At 71.9% G+C, this 15442-nt stretch carries 12 protein-coding genes; 5 read left to right on the forward strand and 7 right to left on the reverse strand.

The window, feature by feature from the left end; genetic code table 11:
- Positions 1–297: 297 nt before the first annotated feature.
- Complete coding sequence (locus ACFYVL_RS21820; protein WP_389247218.1) at positions 298–495, forward strand: helix-turn-helix transcriptional regulator; 198 nt, start codon at positions 298–300, stop codon at positions 493–495.
- A gap of 125 nt (positions 496–620) precedes the next feature.
- Here the strand turns inward: ACFYVL_RS21820 and ACFYVL_RS21825 are convergent, their stop codons facing one another.
- Positions 621–1841, reverse strand: coding sequence for a cation:proton antiporter (locus ACFYVL_RS21825; protein ID WP_389247220.1), 1221 nt, complete (start codon positions 1839–1841; stop codon positions 621–623).
- 193 nt (positions 1842–2034) lie between these two features.
- On the opposite strand from ACFYVL_RS21825, the gene ACFYVL_RS21830 reads away from it, so the two are divergent.
- A complete protein-coding gene (locus ACFYVL_RS21830; RefSeq protein WP_389247222.1) occupies positions 2035–2358 on the forward strand; it encodes a heavy-metal-associated domain-containing protein in 324 nt (107 codons plus the stop codon).
- Positions 2359–2482: 124 nt separating this feature from the next.
- On the forward strand, positions 2483–4753 hold the full coding sequence (locus tag ACFYVL_RS21835) for a heavy metal translocating P-type ATPase (protein WP_389247224.1): 2271 nt from the start codon (positions 2483–2485) through the stop codon (positions 4751–4753).
- Positions 4754–5256: 503 nt separating this feature from the next.
- On the opposite strand, the gene ACFYVL_RS21840 is transcribed toward ACFYVL_RS21835, so the two are convergent.
- Together ACFYVL_RS21840 and ACFYVL_RS21845 are read right to left on the reverse strand one after the other, a co-directional pair.
- On the reverse strand, positions 5257–6552 hold the full coding sequence (locus ACFYVL_RS21840; protein WP_389247226.1) for a citrate synthase: 1296 nt from the start codon (positions 6550–6552) through the stop codon (positions 5257–5259).
- Between the two features lie 133 nt (positions 6553–6685).
- Positions 6686–9010: an ATP-dependent RecD-like DNA helicase gene (locus ACFYVL_RS21845; RefSeq protein ID WP_389247228.1), complete on the reverse strand. Its 2325-nt coding sequence runs from the start codon at positions 9008–9010 to the stop codon at positions 6686–6688.
- A 296-nt stretch (positions 9011–9306) separates the two neighbouring features.
- Between ACFYVL_RS21845 and ACFYVL_RS21850 the strand changes: the two genes are divergently transcribed.
- Positions 9307–9834: a DUF937 domain-containing protein gene (locus tag ACFYVL_RS21850; protein ID WP_389247230.1), complete on the forward strand. Its 528-nt coding sequence runs from the start codon at positions 9307–9309 to the stop codon at positions 9832–9834.
- Positions 9835–9959: 125 nt separating this feature from the next.
- Here ACFYVL_RS21850 and ACFYVL_RS21855 read toward each other — a convergent pair whose 3' ends face one another.
- The 3 genes from ACFYVL_RS21855 to ACFYVL_RS21865 are packed head-to-tail and all read right to left on the reverse strand — an operon-like array spanning position 9960 to position 13119.
- Entirely contained in the window at positions 9960–10811 is an 852-nt protein-coding gene (locus tag ACFYVL_RS21855) for a sugar phosphate isomerase/epimerase family protein (RefSeq protein WP_389247232.1), read from the reverse strand.
- A complete protein-coding gene (locus ACFYVL_RS21860; RefSeq protein ID WP_389247233.1) occupies positions 10808–11971 on the reverse strand; it encodes a dihydrodipicolinate synthase family protein in 1164 nt (387 codons plus the stop codon). The genes ACFYVL_RS21855 and ACFYVL_RS21860 overlap by 4 nt, the downstream gene beginning before the upstream one ends.
- On the reverse strand, positions 11968–13119 hold the full coding sequence (locus ACFYVL_RS21865; protein WP_389247235.1) for a Gfo/Idh/MocA family protein: 1152 nt from the start codon (positions 13117–13119) through the stop codon (positions 11968–11970). Before ACFYVL_RS21865 ends, ACFYVL_RS21860 begins: the two co-directional genes overlap by 4 nt.
- 281 nt (positions 13120–13400) lie before the next feature.
- Between ACFYVL_RS21865 and ACFYVL_RS21870 the strand changes: the two genes are divergently transcribed.
- The gene (locus ACFYVL_RS21870; protein WP_389247237.1) at positions 13401–14489 is read left to right on the forward strand and encodes a LacI family DNA-binding transcriptional regulator; all 1089 of its coding nucleotides are present in this window, start codon (positions 13401–13403) and stop codon (positions 14487–14489) included.
- A gap of 128 nt (positions 14490–14617) precedes the next feature.
- Here ACFYVL_RS21870 and ACFYVL_RS21875 read toward each other — a convergent pair whose 3' ends face one another.
- The gene (locus tag ACFYVL_RS21875) at positions 14618–15385 is read right to left on the reverse strand and encodes an SDR family NAD(P)-dependent oxidoreductase (protein ID WP_389247239.1); all 768 of its coding nucleotides are present in this window, start codon (positions 15383–15385) and stop codon (positions 14618–14620) included.
- Positions 15386–15442 lie beyond the last annotated feature (57 nt).

Consider the following 15442-nt stretch of genomic DNA (forward strand, 5'->3'; position numbering starts at 1 on the left):
CGCCGGCCCCGGAAACCGGCGCCCGCACTACACCCGACGACGGGCCGGGCCGAGCACATCGGCCCGGCCCGTCCGGCGTGTCCCGCCCCTCCCCCGCACCACTTGCGTCACACAGATGCCCCTTCCGTCACACATGTCGCCATTACGCGGGCCTTCCGTCACAGGCGCACCACAGCCGCAGCCCGCACCTCACCGGGCGTCGTTCACGGGGCAGAGGCTGAGTGATCGCCAGCGAACGCCGCAGCTCCCCCGACGGCCCCCCGGCCGTGGCTGCCGCGTCCGCAGGGAGGTGCACAGATGACGGACCGCAAGCTCTGGTCGTACAAGGAGATCGCCGCGCACATCCAGGTGCAGACGGACACCGTCCGCTCGTACCGCAAGCACGGGCTGCTGCCGCCGCCGGACCATGTGGAGGGCGGCAAGCCCTACTGGTACGCGGACACCGTCCGGCACTGGGTGGCGAGCCGTCCGGGCAACAGAGGCCGCAGGAGCTGACACCGCCCCCTGCGGCACCCCGGGGCCCCGCATCCGGCCCGGCCGCGACCCGGCCGCCGGAGCGGGGCCCCGCTCCGTACCGCCCGAGCCGGAAGCCACCGGTCACCGGCGGCCGGGGCCGCCCGTTACCAGGACTCCGCCTCCACCCGGCCCAGCTTCGGCATCGGGCCCGCGCCGGCCCGGCACTTGAGGGCCAGCAGCGGGAAAACCAGTACGGAGACCATGCCCGCCCCGACCAGGGCGGCCGCCTCGCTCGCGGCGAGCACCTTGTCGTCGAGGCCGATGGTGGTGATGGCCACGATCAGGGGCAGCGCGGTGGAGCTGAAGAGCATCAGGGCGGTGCGGTCGCGGCGCCCGAGGTCGCGCGGGGCCAGGACGTACACCGGCAGTCCGCGCACGAGCACGAACAGGGCGAGGAAGACCGGCAGCAGGAGCAGCGCCCGGCCGCCGTCCAGCAGGGAGCGCAGGTCGAACTCGACGCCGGTGACCACGAAGAACACCGGCACCAGGAAGCCGAAGCCCATCGCCTCGACCTTTTCGAGGATCTCGCCGCTGCTTTCGGGGGCCGCGCCGCCCAGGACGAGGCGGGTGATCAGTCCGGCGGCGAAGGCGCCCAGCAGCACGTCCAGCCCCAGGGCCTGCGAGGCCCCGAGCATCAGGGCGAGCAGCAGCACCACCAGGCGCACCGCGAACTGGCCGCTGGTGTGCAGGGTCCTGGCGATGATCCGGGAGAACCACGGCGGCTTGGGGCGCATCGCCCACAGGACGGCCGCCGCGGTCAGCACGGCGAAGGCGGCGAGCAGCGCCGTGGACTGCCAGGCGCTGCGTCCGCTGAGCAGCAGCGCCATCGCGATGATCGGCCCGAACTCGCCGATCGAGCCGAACGCCATCATCACCGTGCCGAACCGGCCGCCGAGTTCGCCCGAGTCGCGCAGGACCGGCAGGACGGTGCCCAGTGCGGTGCTGGTCAGGGCGGTGCCGATGAAGACGCCATGGTGGAAGCCGCCGTCGTCGCCGAGGTGGGTGAGCAGGGTGCCCAGGCCCAGACCGAGGCCGAGGGCGATCAGCCAGGACCACACGGATCGTTTCAGCGTGTCGCCGCGGACCTTGCCGAACTCGATCTCGTAGCCCGCGAGGAAGATCAGCATCGCGAGGCCGAGCTGCGAGAGCACGTCGATGACGTCGTCCCGGTGGGCCCAGCCCAGGACGTCCGGGCCGATCAGGATGCCGAGCAGGATCTCGAAGATGACGAGCGGCACCGGCAGCCAGCGGCCGAGCGCGTAGGCGAGGAGGGGTGCGAGCACCGCGATGGCCATGATGAGAATGAGGGTCCCCGACTGTGACATAAAGGTCATTTAACCCAGGCCGGGACGGCCGGGCCGCGAAGGACTTCGGGGGGAACTGGAATTGATACCCCCTAGGGGTATAGTGTGTGTCGTGTCAGGGAGTCACGGCAGCCCCGTGGAAAGCCCTGAGCACCATGGCCGCGTATGCCCAGTACGCCCTGAACGCCCGCAGTCTTCGAAGAGGAGCACCGACATGTCCGCTGAGACCCAGACCCCCGCCGCCGAGGCCGCCCAGACCTCCGGCTCCTGCTGCTCGCCGTCCGGTTCCTGCGGCTCCTCCGGTGCCGCCGAGGTGCAGGTCGGCGCCGTCACCACTGTCTACGAGGTCAAGGGCATGACCTGCGGGCACTGCGAAGGCGCCGTCTCCGCCGAGATCTCGGAGATCGCCGGTGTCGAGTCGGTCAACGCCGCGGCGGCGACCGGCCGGGTGACCGTCGTCTCGGCCGCCCCGCTGGACGAGGAGGCGGTACGCGCCGCCGTCGACGAGGCGGGCTACGAGCTGGTCGGCACCCTCTGACCGACCCCCGCGACCCCGCTCGCCGCAGTACCCGTTTCGGGCCGTATCCGCCGGTTACCCATACTGGTCGGGTACGGCCCGGTCCGTTTTCCGGGACCTTCCCGGTCCTTCCTGGAGCCCCACGATGAACAGCGCCACCCCCGGCCCCGCGCAGCCCCCCGCCGCTCCACCGGTGCTCGACGGCCACGTCGAACTGAGCATCGGCGGCATGACCTGCGCCTCCTGCGCGGCCCGCATCGAGAAGAAGCTCAACCGGATGGAGGGGGTGGCCGCCACCGTCAACTACGCGACCGAGAAGGCGAGAGTCGCGTACGACGAGGGGGCGGTCGGCGTCGCGGACCTCATCGCCACCGTGGAGAAGACCGGGTACACGGCCGAGGAACCCGCCCCCGCCGCCGTCACCGAGGAGCAGGCCGAACCGGAGGGCGACCGGGAACTGGCCGCGCTGCGGCAGCGGCTGACCGTATGTGCCGTGCTCGCCGCGCCCGTGGTCCTGCTCTCCATGGTCCCCGCGCTCCAGTTCGACAACTGGCAGTGGCTGTCGCTGACCCTGGCCGCCCCGGTCGTGGTGTGGGGCGCGCTGCCCTTCCACCGGGCCGCCTGGACCAATCTGCGGCACGGTGCCGCGACCATGGACACGCTCGTCTCGGTGGGCACCCTGGCCGCCTTCGGGTGGTCGCTGTGGGCGCTGTTCCTGGGGGACGCGGGGATGCCGGGGATGCGCCACGGCTTCTCCCTCGCCGTCTCGCGCACCGACTCCGCCTCCACGGTCTACCTCGAAGTGGCCGCCGGGGTGACCGTGTTCATCCTGCTCGGCCGCTGGCTGGAGGCCCGCTCCAAGCGCCGGGCCGGAGCCGCGCTGCGGGCCCTGATGGACCTGGGCGCCAAGGACGTGACGGTGCTGCGCGGCGGCCGGGAGGTGCGCATCGCGGTACGGGAACTGGGCGTCGGAGACCGGTTCGTCGTACGCCCCGGGGAGAAGGTCGCCACCGACGGCCTGGTCGTCGAGGGCAGCTCCGCCGTGGACGCCTCGATGCTGACCGGCGAGTCGGTGCCGGTGGACGTCGGCCCCGGCGACCCGGTGACCGGCGCGACCGTGAACGCGGGCGGCCGTCTCGTCGTCGAGGCCACCCGGGTCGGCGACGACACCCGGCTGGCGAGGATGGCCCGGCTGGTGGAGGACGCGCAGAACGGCAAGGCGCGGGTGCAGCGGCTGGCCGACCGCATCTCGGCGGTGTTCGTGCCCGTCGTGCTGCTGATCGCGCTCGGCACCCTGGCGACCTGGCTGCTGGTGACACGGGACGCGACCGCCGCGTTCACCGCCGCCGTCGCGGTGCTGATCATCGCCTGCCCGTGCGCGCTGGGCCTGGCCACGCCGACCGCGCTGATGGTCGGCACCGGGCGGGGCGCCCAGCTCGGCATCCTGATCAAGGGCCCCGAGGTGCTGGAGTCGACCCGCCGGGTGGACACCGTCGTGCTCGACAAGACGGGCACAGTGACCACCGGGCAGATGGAACTGGCGGACGTGCTGCCCGCCGACGGCGAGGACCGGGCGCGGGTGCTGCGGCTGGCCGGGGCGCTGGAGCACGCCTCCGAGCACCCGGTGGCACGCGCCGTGGCGGCCGGGGCCGCCGCCCGGGGCGAGCTGCCCGGCGTCACGGACTTCGTGAACGTCCCCGGGCTCGGAGTGACGGGAGTGGTCGAGGGGCACCCGGTGTGGGTGGGGCAGGAGAAGCTGCTCACCGACCGGGGCGTGGAGCTGCCGGCCGCGCTGGCGGACGCGAAGGCGGCGGCCGAGGCGGCGGGCCGTACCGCCGTCGTGGTCGCCTGGGACGGTGCCGCGCGCGGGGTGCTGACCGTCGCGGACGCGGTGAAGGACACCAGCGCGGAGGCGGTGCGGCGGCTGCGCGCACTGGGGCTGACCCCGGTGCTGCTGACCGGGGACAACCGAGCGGTCGCGCGGGCGGTGGCCGCCGAGGTCGGCATCGAGGAGGTGCACGCGGAGGTGCTCCCCGAGGACAAGGCGGCCGTGGTCGCACGGTTGCAGGAGGCGGGCCGGACGGTCGCGATGGTCGGGGACGGGGTGAACGACGCGGCGGCGCTGGCCACCGCCGATCTGGGGCTCGCGATGGGCACCGGCACGGACGCCGCGATCGAGGCGGGGGACCTGACGCTGGTGCGCGGGGACCTGCGGGTGGCCGCCGACGCGATCCGGCTGTCGCGGCGCACCCTGTCCACCATCAAGGGAAACCTGTTCTGGGCCTTCGGCTACAACGTGGCGGCGCTGCCGTTGGCGGCCGCCGGGCTGCTCAACCCGATGATCGCCGGATTCGCGATGGCTTTTTCGTCCGTCTTCGTAGTGACAAACAGCCTCCGGCTACGTACCTTCACATGATGTACACGAACACCTGACATACGCGAAGTGACGTAGATCACTGTGTTTGCGGGGTAACCATTGGCCGGGGTCGCGAGTCTAAGAGGCGATGCCACGAACGTCTTGGGGGACGTTCATCGCGGGATGTCTTGGGGGACGTCCCCGGCACAGCGATGGCCGGGACGCGTATACCGGGGAGCTTTGAGCGGCCCTCCCGTTCGTACGGGTCCCGGCAGACCGCGCAGCAGGGCCGGAATTCAGGAGCCGGCAACAGCAGGACCGCAGTGACGAGCAGTACCGCAGGACCGTGACACCAGCAGTACCGAGTCAGGGCACACAGACCTCTGGCGGCGCAAGCCGACAGACGCCCGGTTGGGATCCCGTGGGGGGAATCCGATCCGGGGAACAGGAAAGCGCCCCGTATCGTCGACCCGTGGGGGGATCGGCGGCGGGGCGCTTTTCCGTTGCGCCGTGGTGCTCGTGGTCTTCGTACGGTCAGCGGTCGCGACCGGGACGAAGTCCGGTCAGCGGTTCTCGACCGGGACGAAGTCGCGGAGGACCTCGCCGGTGTAGATCTGGCGCGGGCGGCCGATGCGCGAACCCGGCTCCTTGATCATCTCGTGCCACTGGGCGATCCAGCCGGGCAGCCGGCCGATCGCGAAGAGCACGGTGAACATGTCGGTGGGGAAGCCCATCGCCCGGTAGATCAGACCCGTGTAGAAGTCGACGTTCGGGTAGAGGTTGCGCGAGACGAAGTAGTCGTCGGAGAGCGCGTGCTCCTCCAGCTTGAGCGCGATGTCCAGCAGCTCGTCGGACTTGCCGAGGGCCGAGAGGACGTCGTGCGCGGCAGCCTTGATGATCTTGGCGCGCGGGTCGAAGGACTTGTACACCCGGTGGCCGAAGCCCATCAGGCGGACGCCGTCCTCCTTGTTCTTCACCTTGGTGATGAAGGCGTCGACGTCGCCGCCGTCGGCCTGGATGGATTCGAGCATCTCCAGGACGGACGCGTTGGCGCCACCGTGCAGCGGGCCCCACAGGGCGCTGATGCCGGCCGAGATCGAGGCGAACATGTTCGCCTGCGAGGAGCCGACCAGACGCACGGTGGAGGTCGAACAGTTCTGCTCGTGGTCCGCGTGCAGGATGAGCAGCTTCTCCAGCGCCGAGACGACGACCGGGTCCGGCACGTACTCCTGGGCGGGGACCGAGAAGGTCATCCGCAGGAAGTTCTCGACGTAGCCGAGGTCGTTGCGCGGGTAGACGAACGGGTGGCCGATCGACTTCTTGTACGCGTACGCGGCGATCGTCGGCAGCTTGGCGATCAGCCGGATCGTCGACAGGTGCCGCTGCTGCTCGTCGAACGGGTTGTGGCTGTCCTGGTAGAAGGTGGACAGCGCCGAGACCACCGACGACAGCATGGCCATCGGGTGCGCGTCGCGCGGGAAGCCGTCGAAGAACCGCTTGACGTCCTCGTGCAGCAGCGTGTGCTGGGTGATCTCGTTCTTGAAGGTCGACAGCTCGTCGTCCTTCGGGAGCTCGCCGTTGATCAGCAGGTAGGCGGTCTCCAGGAAACTGCTCTGCTCGGCCAGCTGCTCAATGGGGTACCCGCGGTAGCGCAGGATGCCCTGCTCACCGTCGAGGTAGGTGATCGCGGATTTGTAGGCGGCGGTGTTGCCGTATCCGCTATCGAGGGTGACCAGGCCGGTCTGGGACCGGAGCTTCCCGATGTCGAAGCCCTTGTCGCCGACGGTGCTGTCGATCACCGGGTAGGTGTACTCGCCATCGCCGTACCGCAGTACTACAGAGTTATCGCTCTCGCTCACGTCATCCCTCACCGACGTAGTGCCTCTTCTTCGAGGTGCCCTGACTGTCTCTACCATCCCCCACTTGGCTCAGCAGAGTGCACTCGGGGTCGGCCAACAGGCCCGTTCGCGGCACTGAGTGCCGCCAACCTGCTCATCCTGCCCCCTTCGCCCCGGTTCCGGAACCCCCAGGTGATGTTTCCCACCGATGGCTCCCCGTGGCTTGCGCCGGGAGCTGTACGTACGTGCTACCTGCGAGCCGATGGGCGAGTGCGGTGCACCTGCGACCGGCCGAAACGGTGCGCACCGCCTGCCCGATCGCCTTGCGCGAGCCGACCAGGACGACCAGCTTCTTGGCCCGGGTGACGGCCGTGTAGAGCAGATTGCGCTGGAGCATCGTCCAGGCGCCGGTGGTGACCGGGATCACCACGGCCGGGTACTCGCTGCCCTGGGAGCGGTGGATGGTGACCGCGTACGCGTGGGCCAGCTCGTCCAGCTCGTCGAAGTCGTAGGGGATGTCCTCGTCCTCGTCGGTGCGCACGGTCAGCGTCTGCTCGTCGGGGTCGAGGGCGGTGACGACGCCGACCGTCCCGTTGAAGACGCCGTTGAGGCCCTTCTCGTAGTTGTTGCGGATCTGGGTGACCTTGTCGCCGACCCGGAAGGTGCGCCCGCCGAACCGCTTCTCGGGCAGGTCGGGGCGGGCCGGAGTGATGGCCTGCTGGAGCAGCCCGTTGAGGTTGCCGGCGCCGGCGGGGCCCCGGTGCATGGGGGCCAGCACCTGCACGTCCCGGCGCGGGTCGAGCCCGAACCTGCGGGGGATGCGGCGGGCGGCGACGTCCACGGTGAGCCGCCCGGCCTCCTCGTTGTCGTCCTCGACGAAGAGGAAGAAGTCGCTGAGGCCCTGGGTGAGGGGGTGCGTCCCGGAGTTGATCCGGTGGGCGTTGGTGACCACCCCGGACTGCTGGGCCTGCCGGAAGATCTGGGTGAGCCGTACGTGCGGTACCGGGCCCTCGGGGCTGAGGAGGTCCCGCAGCACCTCCCCCGCGCCCACCGAGGGCAGCTGGTCGACGTCGCCGACCAGCAGCAGGTGTGCACCGGGTGCCACGGCCTTGACGAGCTTGTTGGCGAGCAGCAGGTCCAGCATGGACGCCTCGTCGACCACCACCAGGTCGGCGTCCAGCGGCCGGTCCCGGTCGTAGGCGGCGTCCCCGCCGGGCCTGAGCTCCAGCAGCCGGTGCACGGTGGAGGCGTCCGCCCCGGTCAGCTCGGACAGCCGTTTCGCCGCCCGCCCGGTGGGGGCGGCCAGCACCACCTTGGCCTTCTTCGCGCGGGCCAGCTCGACCACGGACCGCACCGTGAAGGACTTCCCGCAGCCGGGGCCGCCGGTCAGCACCGCGACCTTCTCGGTCAGCGCGAGCTTCACGGCGGCCTCCTGCTCGGGCGCCAGCGCGGCGCCGGTCCGCCGCGCGAGCCATCCCAGCGCCTTGTCCCAGTCCACCCCCGAGAAGCCCGGCATCCGGTCCTCCCCGGTGCGCAGCAGCCGGTTGACCTGCCCGGCGAGGGACAGCTCGGCCCGGTGGAAGGGCACCAGGTAGACGGCGGTCACCGGCTCCCCGCCGTCCGGCGCGGGCACCTTCTCCCGTACGACGCCCTCGTCCTCCTCCGCCAGCTCGGCGAGGCAGTCGATGACCAGGCCGGTGTCCACCTGGAGGAGCTTCACCGAGTCGCTGATCAGCTTCTCCTCGGGCAGGAAGCAGTGGCCCTGGTCGGTGGACTGCGACAGGGCGTACTGCATGCCCGCCTTGACCCGCTGCGGGCTGTCGTGCGGGATGCCGACGGCCTGGGCGATGCGGTCGGCGGTCAGGAAGCCGATGCCCCAGACGTCGGCGGCCAGCCGGTACGGCTCGTTCTTCACGACGGAGATCGAGGCGTCCCCGTACTTCTTGTAGATCCGCACCGCGATCGACGTGGAGACTCCCACCCCCTGGAGGAAGACCATCACCTCCTTGATCGCCTTCTGCTCCTCCCAGGCGGCGGCGATCATCTTCGTCCGCTTGGGGCCGAGCCCCGGCACCTCGACCAGCCGCTTGGGCTCCTGCTCGATGATGTCGAGGGTGTCGACCCCGAAGTGGGTGGTGATCCGGTCGGCCATGACCGGGCCGATGCCCTTGATCAGGCCCGAGCCGAGGTAGCGGCGGATGCCCTGGATGGTGGCGGGCAGCACGGTCGTGTAGTTCTCCACCGTGAACTGCTTGCCGTACTGGGGGTGCGACCCCCAGCGGCCCTCCATCCGCAGCGACTCCCCCGGCTGCGCCCCGAGCAGCGCGCCGACCACCGTCAGCAGGTCGCCCATTCCGGATCCGCGCCCGGTGTCGACCCGCCCGACCGTGTACCCGGTCTCCTCGTTGGCGTAGGTGATCCGCTCAAGGACCCCCTCGACCACGGCGAAACCGGCCGCCGCTCCACCTGAACTCGACATGATCCGACGTTACCGCCGGGGTCCGACAACGCGGACGGCCTGTGGACAACTCCCGTGCCGGGCCCCGTGAATGCCAAAGGACCCGGTCCGTCGACCGGGCCCCCCAGCGTCCCCTCCCCGTAAAGGCTTCCGCGAATCCCCCCAGATCCCCTCCCCCGGAAGCCTTGATGCCACGTATGACCCGCCGGGAAGCGGAAGGGTTGTACGTGGAAGAGGAAATTCTCGGCCGCCGGGGAAGGTGGACGGAAAGCGCTCACAAGGTGCCGACATTTGGTCACAGACGTAGCGTTTTCGCCATGGACAACGATTCCTTTCAGCAGGACGTGCTCAACGAGCTGGGCGACGACAGGCTCTCCGAGATCGCCGGTCTGCTCGGTACGGACGCGGCGGGCGCGCAGAGCGTCGTGGAGTCCACCGCCTCCGCCTTCGCGGGCGGGCTGAGCGAGAAGGCCGAGAACGCCACTCCGGAGGAGGCCGCGGAGGTCCGCCGCGCCATCGACGAGGCCGGCGACCCGCCGTTGCAGGGCGTGGCCACGCTGGGCGGCGGCCTGGGCGGGCTGCTCGGCGGCGGCATGATGGCCGGGGTGCTCGGCAAGATGGCGGGGCCGGTGGCGAAGGCGGTCGCGAAGAAGACCGGGCTCCCCGTGGCCTCGGTGACCCGGGCCATCGAGATCGCCCTGCCGGTGGTCCTCGCGGTCCTCACCAAGCGGGCCACCCAGCGGAAGAACGCCGGAGCGGCGGGCGCGGCCCCGGCGGGCGGCACGGCCGGCGGCGGCCTGGGCGACCTGCTGGGCCAGGTCCTGGGCGGCGGCCCCAAGAAGTAGCGGGCGGGGCGGGGCGGCAGACCTCCCGGCCGCACCGCCCTGCCCTCCGCCACCTCGAAGCCCGGCCAACCCAGCCCAGAATCGGCCCGGCCCCGCCCACCACAGCTCAGCTCAGCCCCGCTCAGCTACAGCACATGCGCCCGGAATCTCTCCGCGACCTCCGTCAGGACCTCCGCGCCGTCGCGTGCCCACAGCGCCTCGTTGAAGATCTCGACCTCGACGTGGCCGTCGAAGCCGGTCCGGTCGACCTGTTCGCGGAAGTCGCGCAGGTCGATGCTTCCGTCGCCCAGCTGGCCGCGCCCCAGCAGCACTCCGGCCGGCAGCGGGGTGATCCAGTCCGCCACCTGGAAGGAGTGGATGCGCCCGCCCGCGCCCGCCCGCACGATCTGTGCGGGCGCCAGGTCGTCCCACCACAGGTGGTAGGTGTCGACGACCACGCCCACCTCCTCGGCGGGGAAGCGTTCGGCGAGGTCCAGCGCCTGGCCCAGGGTCGAGACCACGCACCGGTCGGCGGCGTACATCGGGTGCAGCGGTTCGATCGCGAGCCGCACCCCCCGTTCCCGCGCGTACGGCGCCAGGACCGCGAGCGCGTCGGCGATGCGCTCCCTGGCCGCCACCAGGTCCTTGTCGCCGGGCGGCAGTCCGCCCGAGACCAGGACCAGGGTGTCGGTGCCGAGGGTGGCCGCCTCGTCGATCGCCGTACGGTTGTCCGCGAGCGCCTCCGCCCGCCCGGCGTCGTCCGGCGCGGTGAGGAAGCCGCCCCGGCACAGGCTGGTGACGGTGAGGCCGTGGTCGCGCATCAGCTTGGCCGCGGCTTCCACCCCGTACTCCTGGACGGGCGCCCGCCACAGGCCGACCGCGCCGATCCCGGCCGCCGCGCACCCCTCGGCCAGTTCGGGCAGCGACCACTGCTTGATGGTCTCCTGGTTGATGCTCAGCCGGGCGAGGTCCGGCCGGGCGGTCGGGCCGGTGCTCACTGGGCCACCCCCTGCACGTTCAGCAGCGCCCGCATCCGGGTCGCGGCGAGTTCGGGGTCGGGGAACAGGCCCAGCCGGTCCGCGAGTTCGTACGCCTTCGCCAGGTGCGGCAGCGAGCGGGCCGACTGGAGGCCGCCGACCATGGTGAAGTGCGTCTGGTGGCCCGCGAGCCAGGCCAGGAACACCACACCGGTCTTGTAGAAGCGGGTCGGCGTGCGGAACAGGTGCCGGGACAGCTCGACGGTCGGGTCGAGCAGCTTGCGGAAGCCGTCCGTGTCGCCCGTGTCCAGCACCCGTACCGCCTGGGCGGCGAGCGGGCCCAGCGGGTCGAAGATGCCGAGCAGGGCGTGCGAGAAGCCGCGTTCGTCGCCCGCGATCAGCTCCGGGTAGTGGAAGTCGTCGCCGGTGTAGCAGCGCACCCCCTCGGGGAGCCTGCGCCGCAGTTCGACCTCCCGGCGGGCGTCGAGCAGCGACACCTTGATGCCGTCGACCTTGTCGGGGTGCGCGGCGATGACGTCGAGGAAGGTCTCCGTCGCGGCGTCCAGGTCGGCGGACCCCCAGTAGCCGTCCAGCGCCGGGTCGAACATCGGGCCCAGCCAGTGCAGGATCACCGGCTCGCCCGCCTGGCGCAGGAGGTGTCCGTAGGTGGCGAGGTAGTCCTCGGGTCCGGTGGCGGCGGCGGCCAGGGCGCGCGAGGCCATCAGGATCGCCTGGGCGCCGGTCTCCTCGACGAGGGCCAGCTGCTCCTCGTACGCGGCGGTGACCGTCGCCAGGTCGTGCGCGCCGGCGGCCAGTTGGTCGGTGCCCACGCCGCAGGCGACGGCGCCGCCCACCGACTTCGCCTCGGCGGCGGAGCGGCGGATCAGCTCGGCCGCGCCCGCCCAGTCCAGGCCCATGCCGCGCTGCGCGGTGTCCATCGCCTCGGCGACCCCCAGGCCGTGCGACCACAGGTGGCGGCGGAAGGCGAGGGTGGCGTCCCAGTCGACGGCGGCGGGCGAGTCGGGCGAGGTGTCGGCGAACGGGTCGGCGACGACGTGGGCGGCGGAGAAGACGGTGCGGGAGACGAGGGGTCCCTCACCCACGGCGTACCGGGAGGGTTCGGTGCGCGGGGTGTACGGGTGGGTGCCGCCGCCCGCGTCCGGCAGGATCAGCGCGCTCACAGCGTCAGCTCCGGGACGTCGCAACGGCGGCCCTCGGCCGAGGACTTGAGCCCCAGTTCGGCGAGCTGCACCCCGCGCGCACCGGCCAGCAGGTCCCAGCTGTAGGGCTCGTCGAGGACGACGTGGCGCAGGAACAGCTCCCACTGCGCCTTGAAGCCGTTGTCGAAGACGGTGTTGTCGGGGACCTCGCTCCACTGGTCGCGGAAGGACTCGGTGACCGGGAGGTCGGGGTTCCAGACCGGCTTGGGGGTCGCGGAGCGGTGCTGGACGCGGCAGTTGCGCAGTCCGGCGACGGCGGAGCCGTGGGTGCCGTCCACCTGGAACTCGACGAGTTCGTCGCGGTTGACGCGCACCGCCCAGGAGGAGTTGATCTGGGCGACGGCGCCGCCCTCCAGCTGGAAGACGCCGTACGCGGAGTCGTCGGCGGTGGCGGCGTACGGCTTGCCCTGCTCGTCCCAGCGCTGCGGGATGTGCGTGGTGACCAGCGCCTGCACGGAGGTGACCCGGCCGAACAGCTCGTGCAGCACGTACTCCCAGTGCGGGAACATGTCGACGACGATGCCGCCGCCGTCCTCGGCCCGGTAGTTCCAGGACGGACGCTGAGCCTCCTGCCAGTCGCCCTCGAAGACCCAGTAGCCGAACTCGCCGCGCACGGAGAGGATCTCGCCGAAGAAGCCGCCGTCGATCAGGCGCTTCAGCTTGAGCAGGCCCGGCAGGAAGATCTTGTCCTGGACGACGCCGTTCTTGACGCCGGCGGCACGGGCGAGCCGGGCCAGTTCCAGGGCGCCCTCGACGCCGGTGGCGGTCGGCTTCTCGGTGTAGAGGTGCTTTCCGGCGGCGATGGCCTTCTTGAGGGCGTCCTCGCGGGCCGAGGTCACCTGGGCGTCGAAGTAGATGTCGATGCTCGCGTCGGCGAGCACCGCGTCGAGGTCGGTGGACCACTCGGTGAGCCCGTGCTGCTCCGCCATCGCGCGCAGCGCGTGCTCGCGCCGTCCGACCAGGACCGGTTCCGGCCAGAGCACGTCGCCGTTGCCCAGGTCCAGGCCGCCCTGCTCGCGCAGCGCGAGGAGGGAACGTACGAGGTGCTGGCGGTAACCCATCCGTCCGGTGACGCCGTTCATGGCGATGCGCACTGTCCTGCGTGTCACGTGAGTCCCCTCTTGTACAGCCACTGGCGAGTCGCGCGGCACATTTGCTTCCGGTACCGCGTAGAAAGCGCTTTCTATACGCTATGAAGCAAGAAGCTAGCCTGCGCAGAGCAATGCGGACAAGACCCGAAGGTGCATGGGATGCAGGCGCACGGCACGAAGGTGCATGGGATGCAGGCGCACGGCACGAAGGTGCATGGGATGAGGGCGTACGTGGGCAGAGTGGTGGACGGACCCGGGGCCGGGGCGGGCCGGGGCACGAACGGAGCGGGGGCAGTGGGATGTCGGTGACGTTGTCGGACGTGGCGGTCCGGGCCCAGGTGTCACCGGCGACGGTGTCGCGGGTGCTGAACGGCAATTACCCGGTGGCGGAGGCCACCCGCGCGCGCGTGCTGCGCGCCGTGGCCGAGTTGGACTACGTGGTGAACGGACCGGCCAGCGCGCTCGCCGCCGCCACCTCGGACCTGGTGGGAATCCTGGTCAACGACATCGCGGACCCGTTCTTCGGGATCATGGCGGGTGCCGCGCAGGCGCGGATAAGCGCGGCGGAGGGGGTGGCCAGGGCCGGCGGCGAGAAGCTGGCGGTGGTGTGCAACACGGGCGGCTCGCCCGCGCGCGAACTCACCTATCTCACCCTGCTCCAGCGGCAGCGCGCGGCGGCCGTGATCCTCACCGGCGGCGCCATCGAGGACCCGGAGCACTCGGCCGCGGTGGCGGCCAAGCTGACGAAACTGGCCGACGCGGGCACCCGGATCGTGCTGTGCGGCCGGCCGCCGCTGCCCGAGGGTGCGGGGGCTCCGGTAGCCGCGACGCTGTCCTTCGACAACCGCGGCGGCGCCCGGCTCCTCACCGAGCACCTGCTGTCGCTCGGCCACACCCGGATCGGTTACGTCGCGGGCCCGATGGAGCGCACCACGACCCGCCACCGGCTGGAGGGGCACCGCGAGGCGCTGCGCGCGGCCGGGATCGACGACGACCCCGCCCTCACCCTGCACGGCTCCTACGACCGGGCGACCGGCGTCTCGGCGGCGGAACGGCTGCTGGCCACGGCTCCGGACCTGACGGCCGTCGTCGCCGCCAACGACACCATCGCCCTGGGGGTGTGCGCCGCGGCCCGCGCCCGGGGGCTGCGGGTGCCCGAGGACCTGTCGGTCGCGGGCTTCGACGACCTGCCGTGCGCCACGGACACGGTGCCGGCCCTGACGACGGTACGGCTGCCGCTGTACGAGGCGGGGGCGCGGGCGGGCCTGCTGGCCACGGCCAGGGAGACCCCGGCGGGACCGGGCGGGGTGGAGCCGGTGGAGGCGGAACTGAAGGTCCGGGACTCCACGGGTCCGGCCCGCGGCGGGACCGGGGCGGGGCGGGGCTGAGGGTGCGTCACGGGGCGGGAGCGGGCTGACGGTACGTCACGGGGCGTGACGGGAGACGCGGTTCGGCGCCTCCCGTCACGGAGTGGGGCGGGAGACGCGGTTCGGCGCCTCCCTCGCCCCTGCGGCTGCTACCGGCCGCCCGCGATGCGCAGCACCGTGCCGGTCGTGTAGGACGCGTCCGGCGACAGCAGCCAGGCGATGCCCGCCGCGATCTCGGCGGGGTCGGCCGCCCGGCGCAGCGGGATGCCGGGGGCCATCCGGGCGGGGCGGCCGGGGTCGCCCATGGTGGCGTGCATGTCGGTGTCGGTGAGGCCGGGGGCGACGCCGTTGACGCGGATGCCGTCGGGGCCGAGTTCCTTGGACAGGCCGAGGGTGACGGTGTCGACGGCCGCCTTGGAGGCGGCGTAGTGGACGTACTCGCCGGGGCTGCCGAGGGTGGCCGCGCCGGAGGACACGTTGACGACGGCGCCGCCGCCGTTCGCCGCCAGGTCGCGGGCGGCGCGACGGCAGCACAGCAGGGTGCCGAGGACGTTGACGTCGAGGACGCGGCGCAGGTCCTCGGTCGTGGCCTCGGCGAGCGGGCTGAGCATTCCGGTGACGCCCGCGTTGTTGACCAGGCCGGTGAGCGGGCCGAGTTCGGCGGCGACGGTGTCGAAGAGGCGCTCCACGTCCGCCTCGTCGGAGGTGTCCGCGCGCACCACGAGGCAGCGCGCCCCGGCCGCCCGGACCGCCGCCGCGGTCCGCTCGGCCGCCGCCTCGTCCCGTACGTAGCTCAGGGCCACGTCGTGGCCGTCCTCGGCGAGGCGCAGACAGGTGGCGGCGCCGATGCCACGGCTGCCGCCGGTGACGAGGGTGACCGGCCGGGCGGTCCCCGCGGGCTGCGGGCTCTGGGACATGGGTGCCTCCTGGGGTTCGTGCGTCGCGCTGTGTGCATGATCCGCCAGGAGGCTCCG

The organism is Streptomyces sp. NPDC004111 (genome assembly GCF_042874215.1).
Lineage (GTDB): Bacteria > Actinomycetota > Actinomycetes > Streptomycetales > Streptomycetaceae > Streptomyces.

Coding starts and splice junctions, on each gene's coding strand:
- ACFYVL_RS21820 (WP_389247218.1), top strand. CDS start 298: ATGACGGACCGCAAGCTCTGGTCGTACAAGGAGATCGCCGCGCACATC.
- ACFYVL_RS21825 (WP_389247220.1), bottom strand. CDS start 1,841: ATGTCACAGTCGGGGACCCTCATTCTCATCATGGCCATCGCGGTGCTC.
- ACFYVL_RS21830 (WP_389247222.1), top strand. CDS start 2,035: ATGTCCGCTGAGACCCAGACCCCCGCCGCCGAGGCCGCCCAGACCTCC.
- ACFYVL_RS21835 (WP_389247224.1), top strand. CDS start 2,483: ATGAACAGCGCCACCCCCGGCCCCGCGCAGCCCCCCGCCGCTCCACCG.
- ACFYVL_RS21845 (WP_389247228.1), bottom strand. CDS start 9,010: ATGTCGAGTTCAGGTGGAGCGGCGGCCGGTTTCGCCGTGGTCGAGGGG.
- ACFYVL_RS21850 (WP_389247230.1), top strand. CDS start 9,307: ATGGACAACGATTCCTTTCAGCAGGACGTGCTCAACGAGCTGGGCGAC.
- ACFYVL_RS21870 (WP_389247237.1), top strand. CDS start 13,401: ATGTCGGTGACGTTGTCGGACGTGGCGGTCCGGGCCCAGGTGTCACCG.
- ACFYVL_RS21875 (WP_389247239.1), bottom strand. CDS start 15,385: ATGTCCCAGAGCCCGCAGCCCGCGGGGACCGCCCGGCCGGTCACCCTC.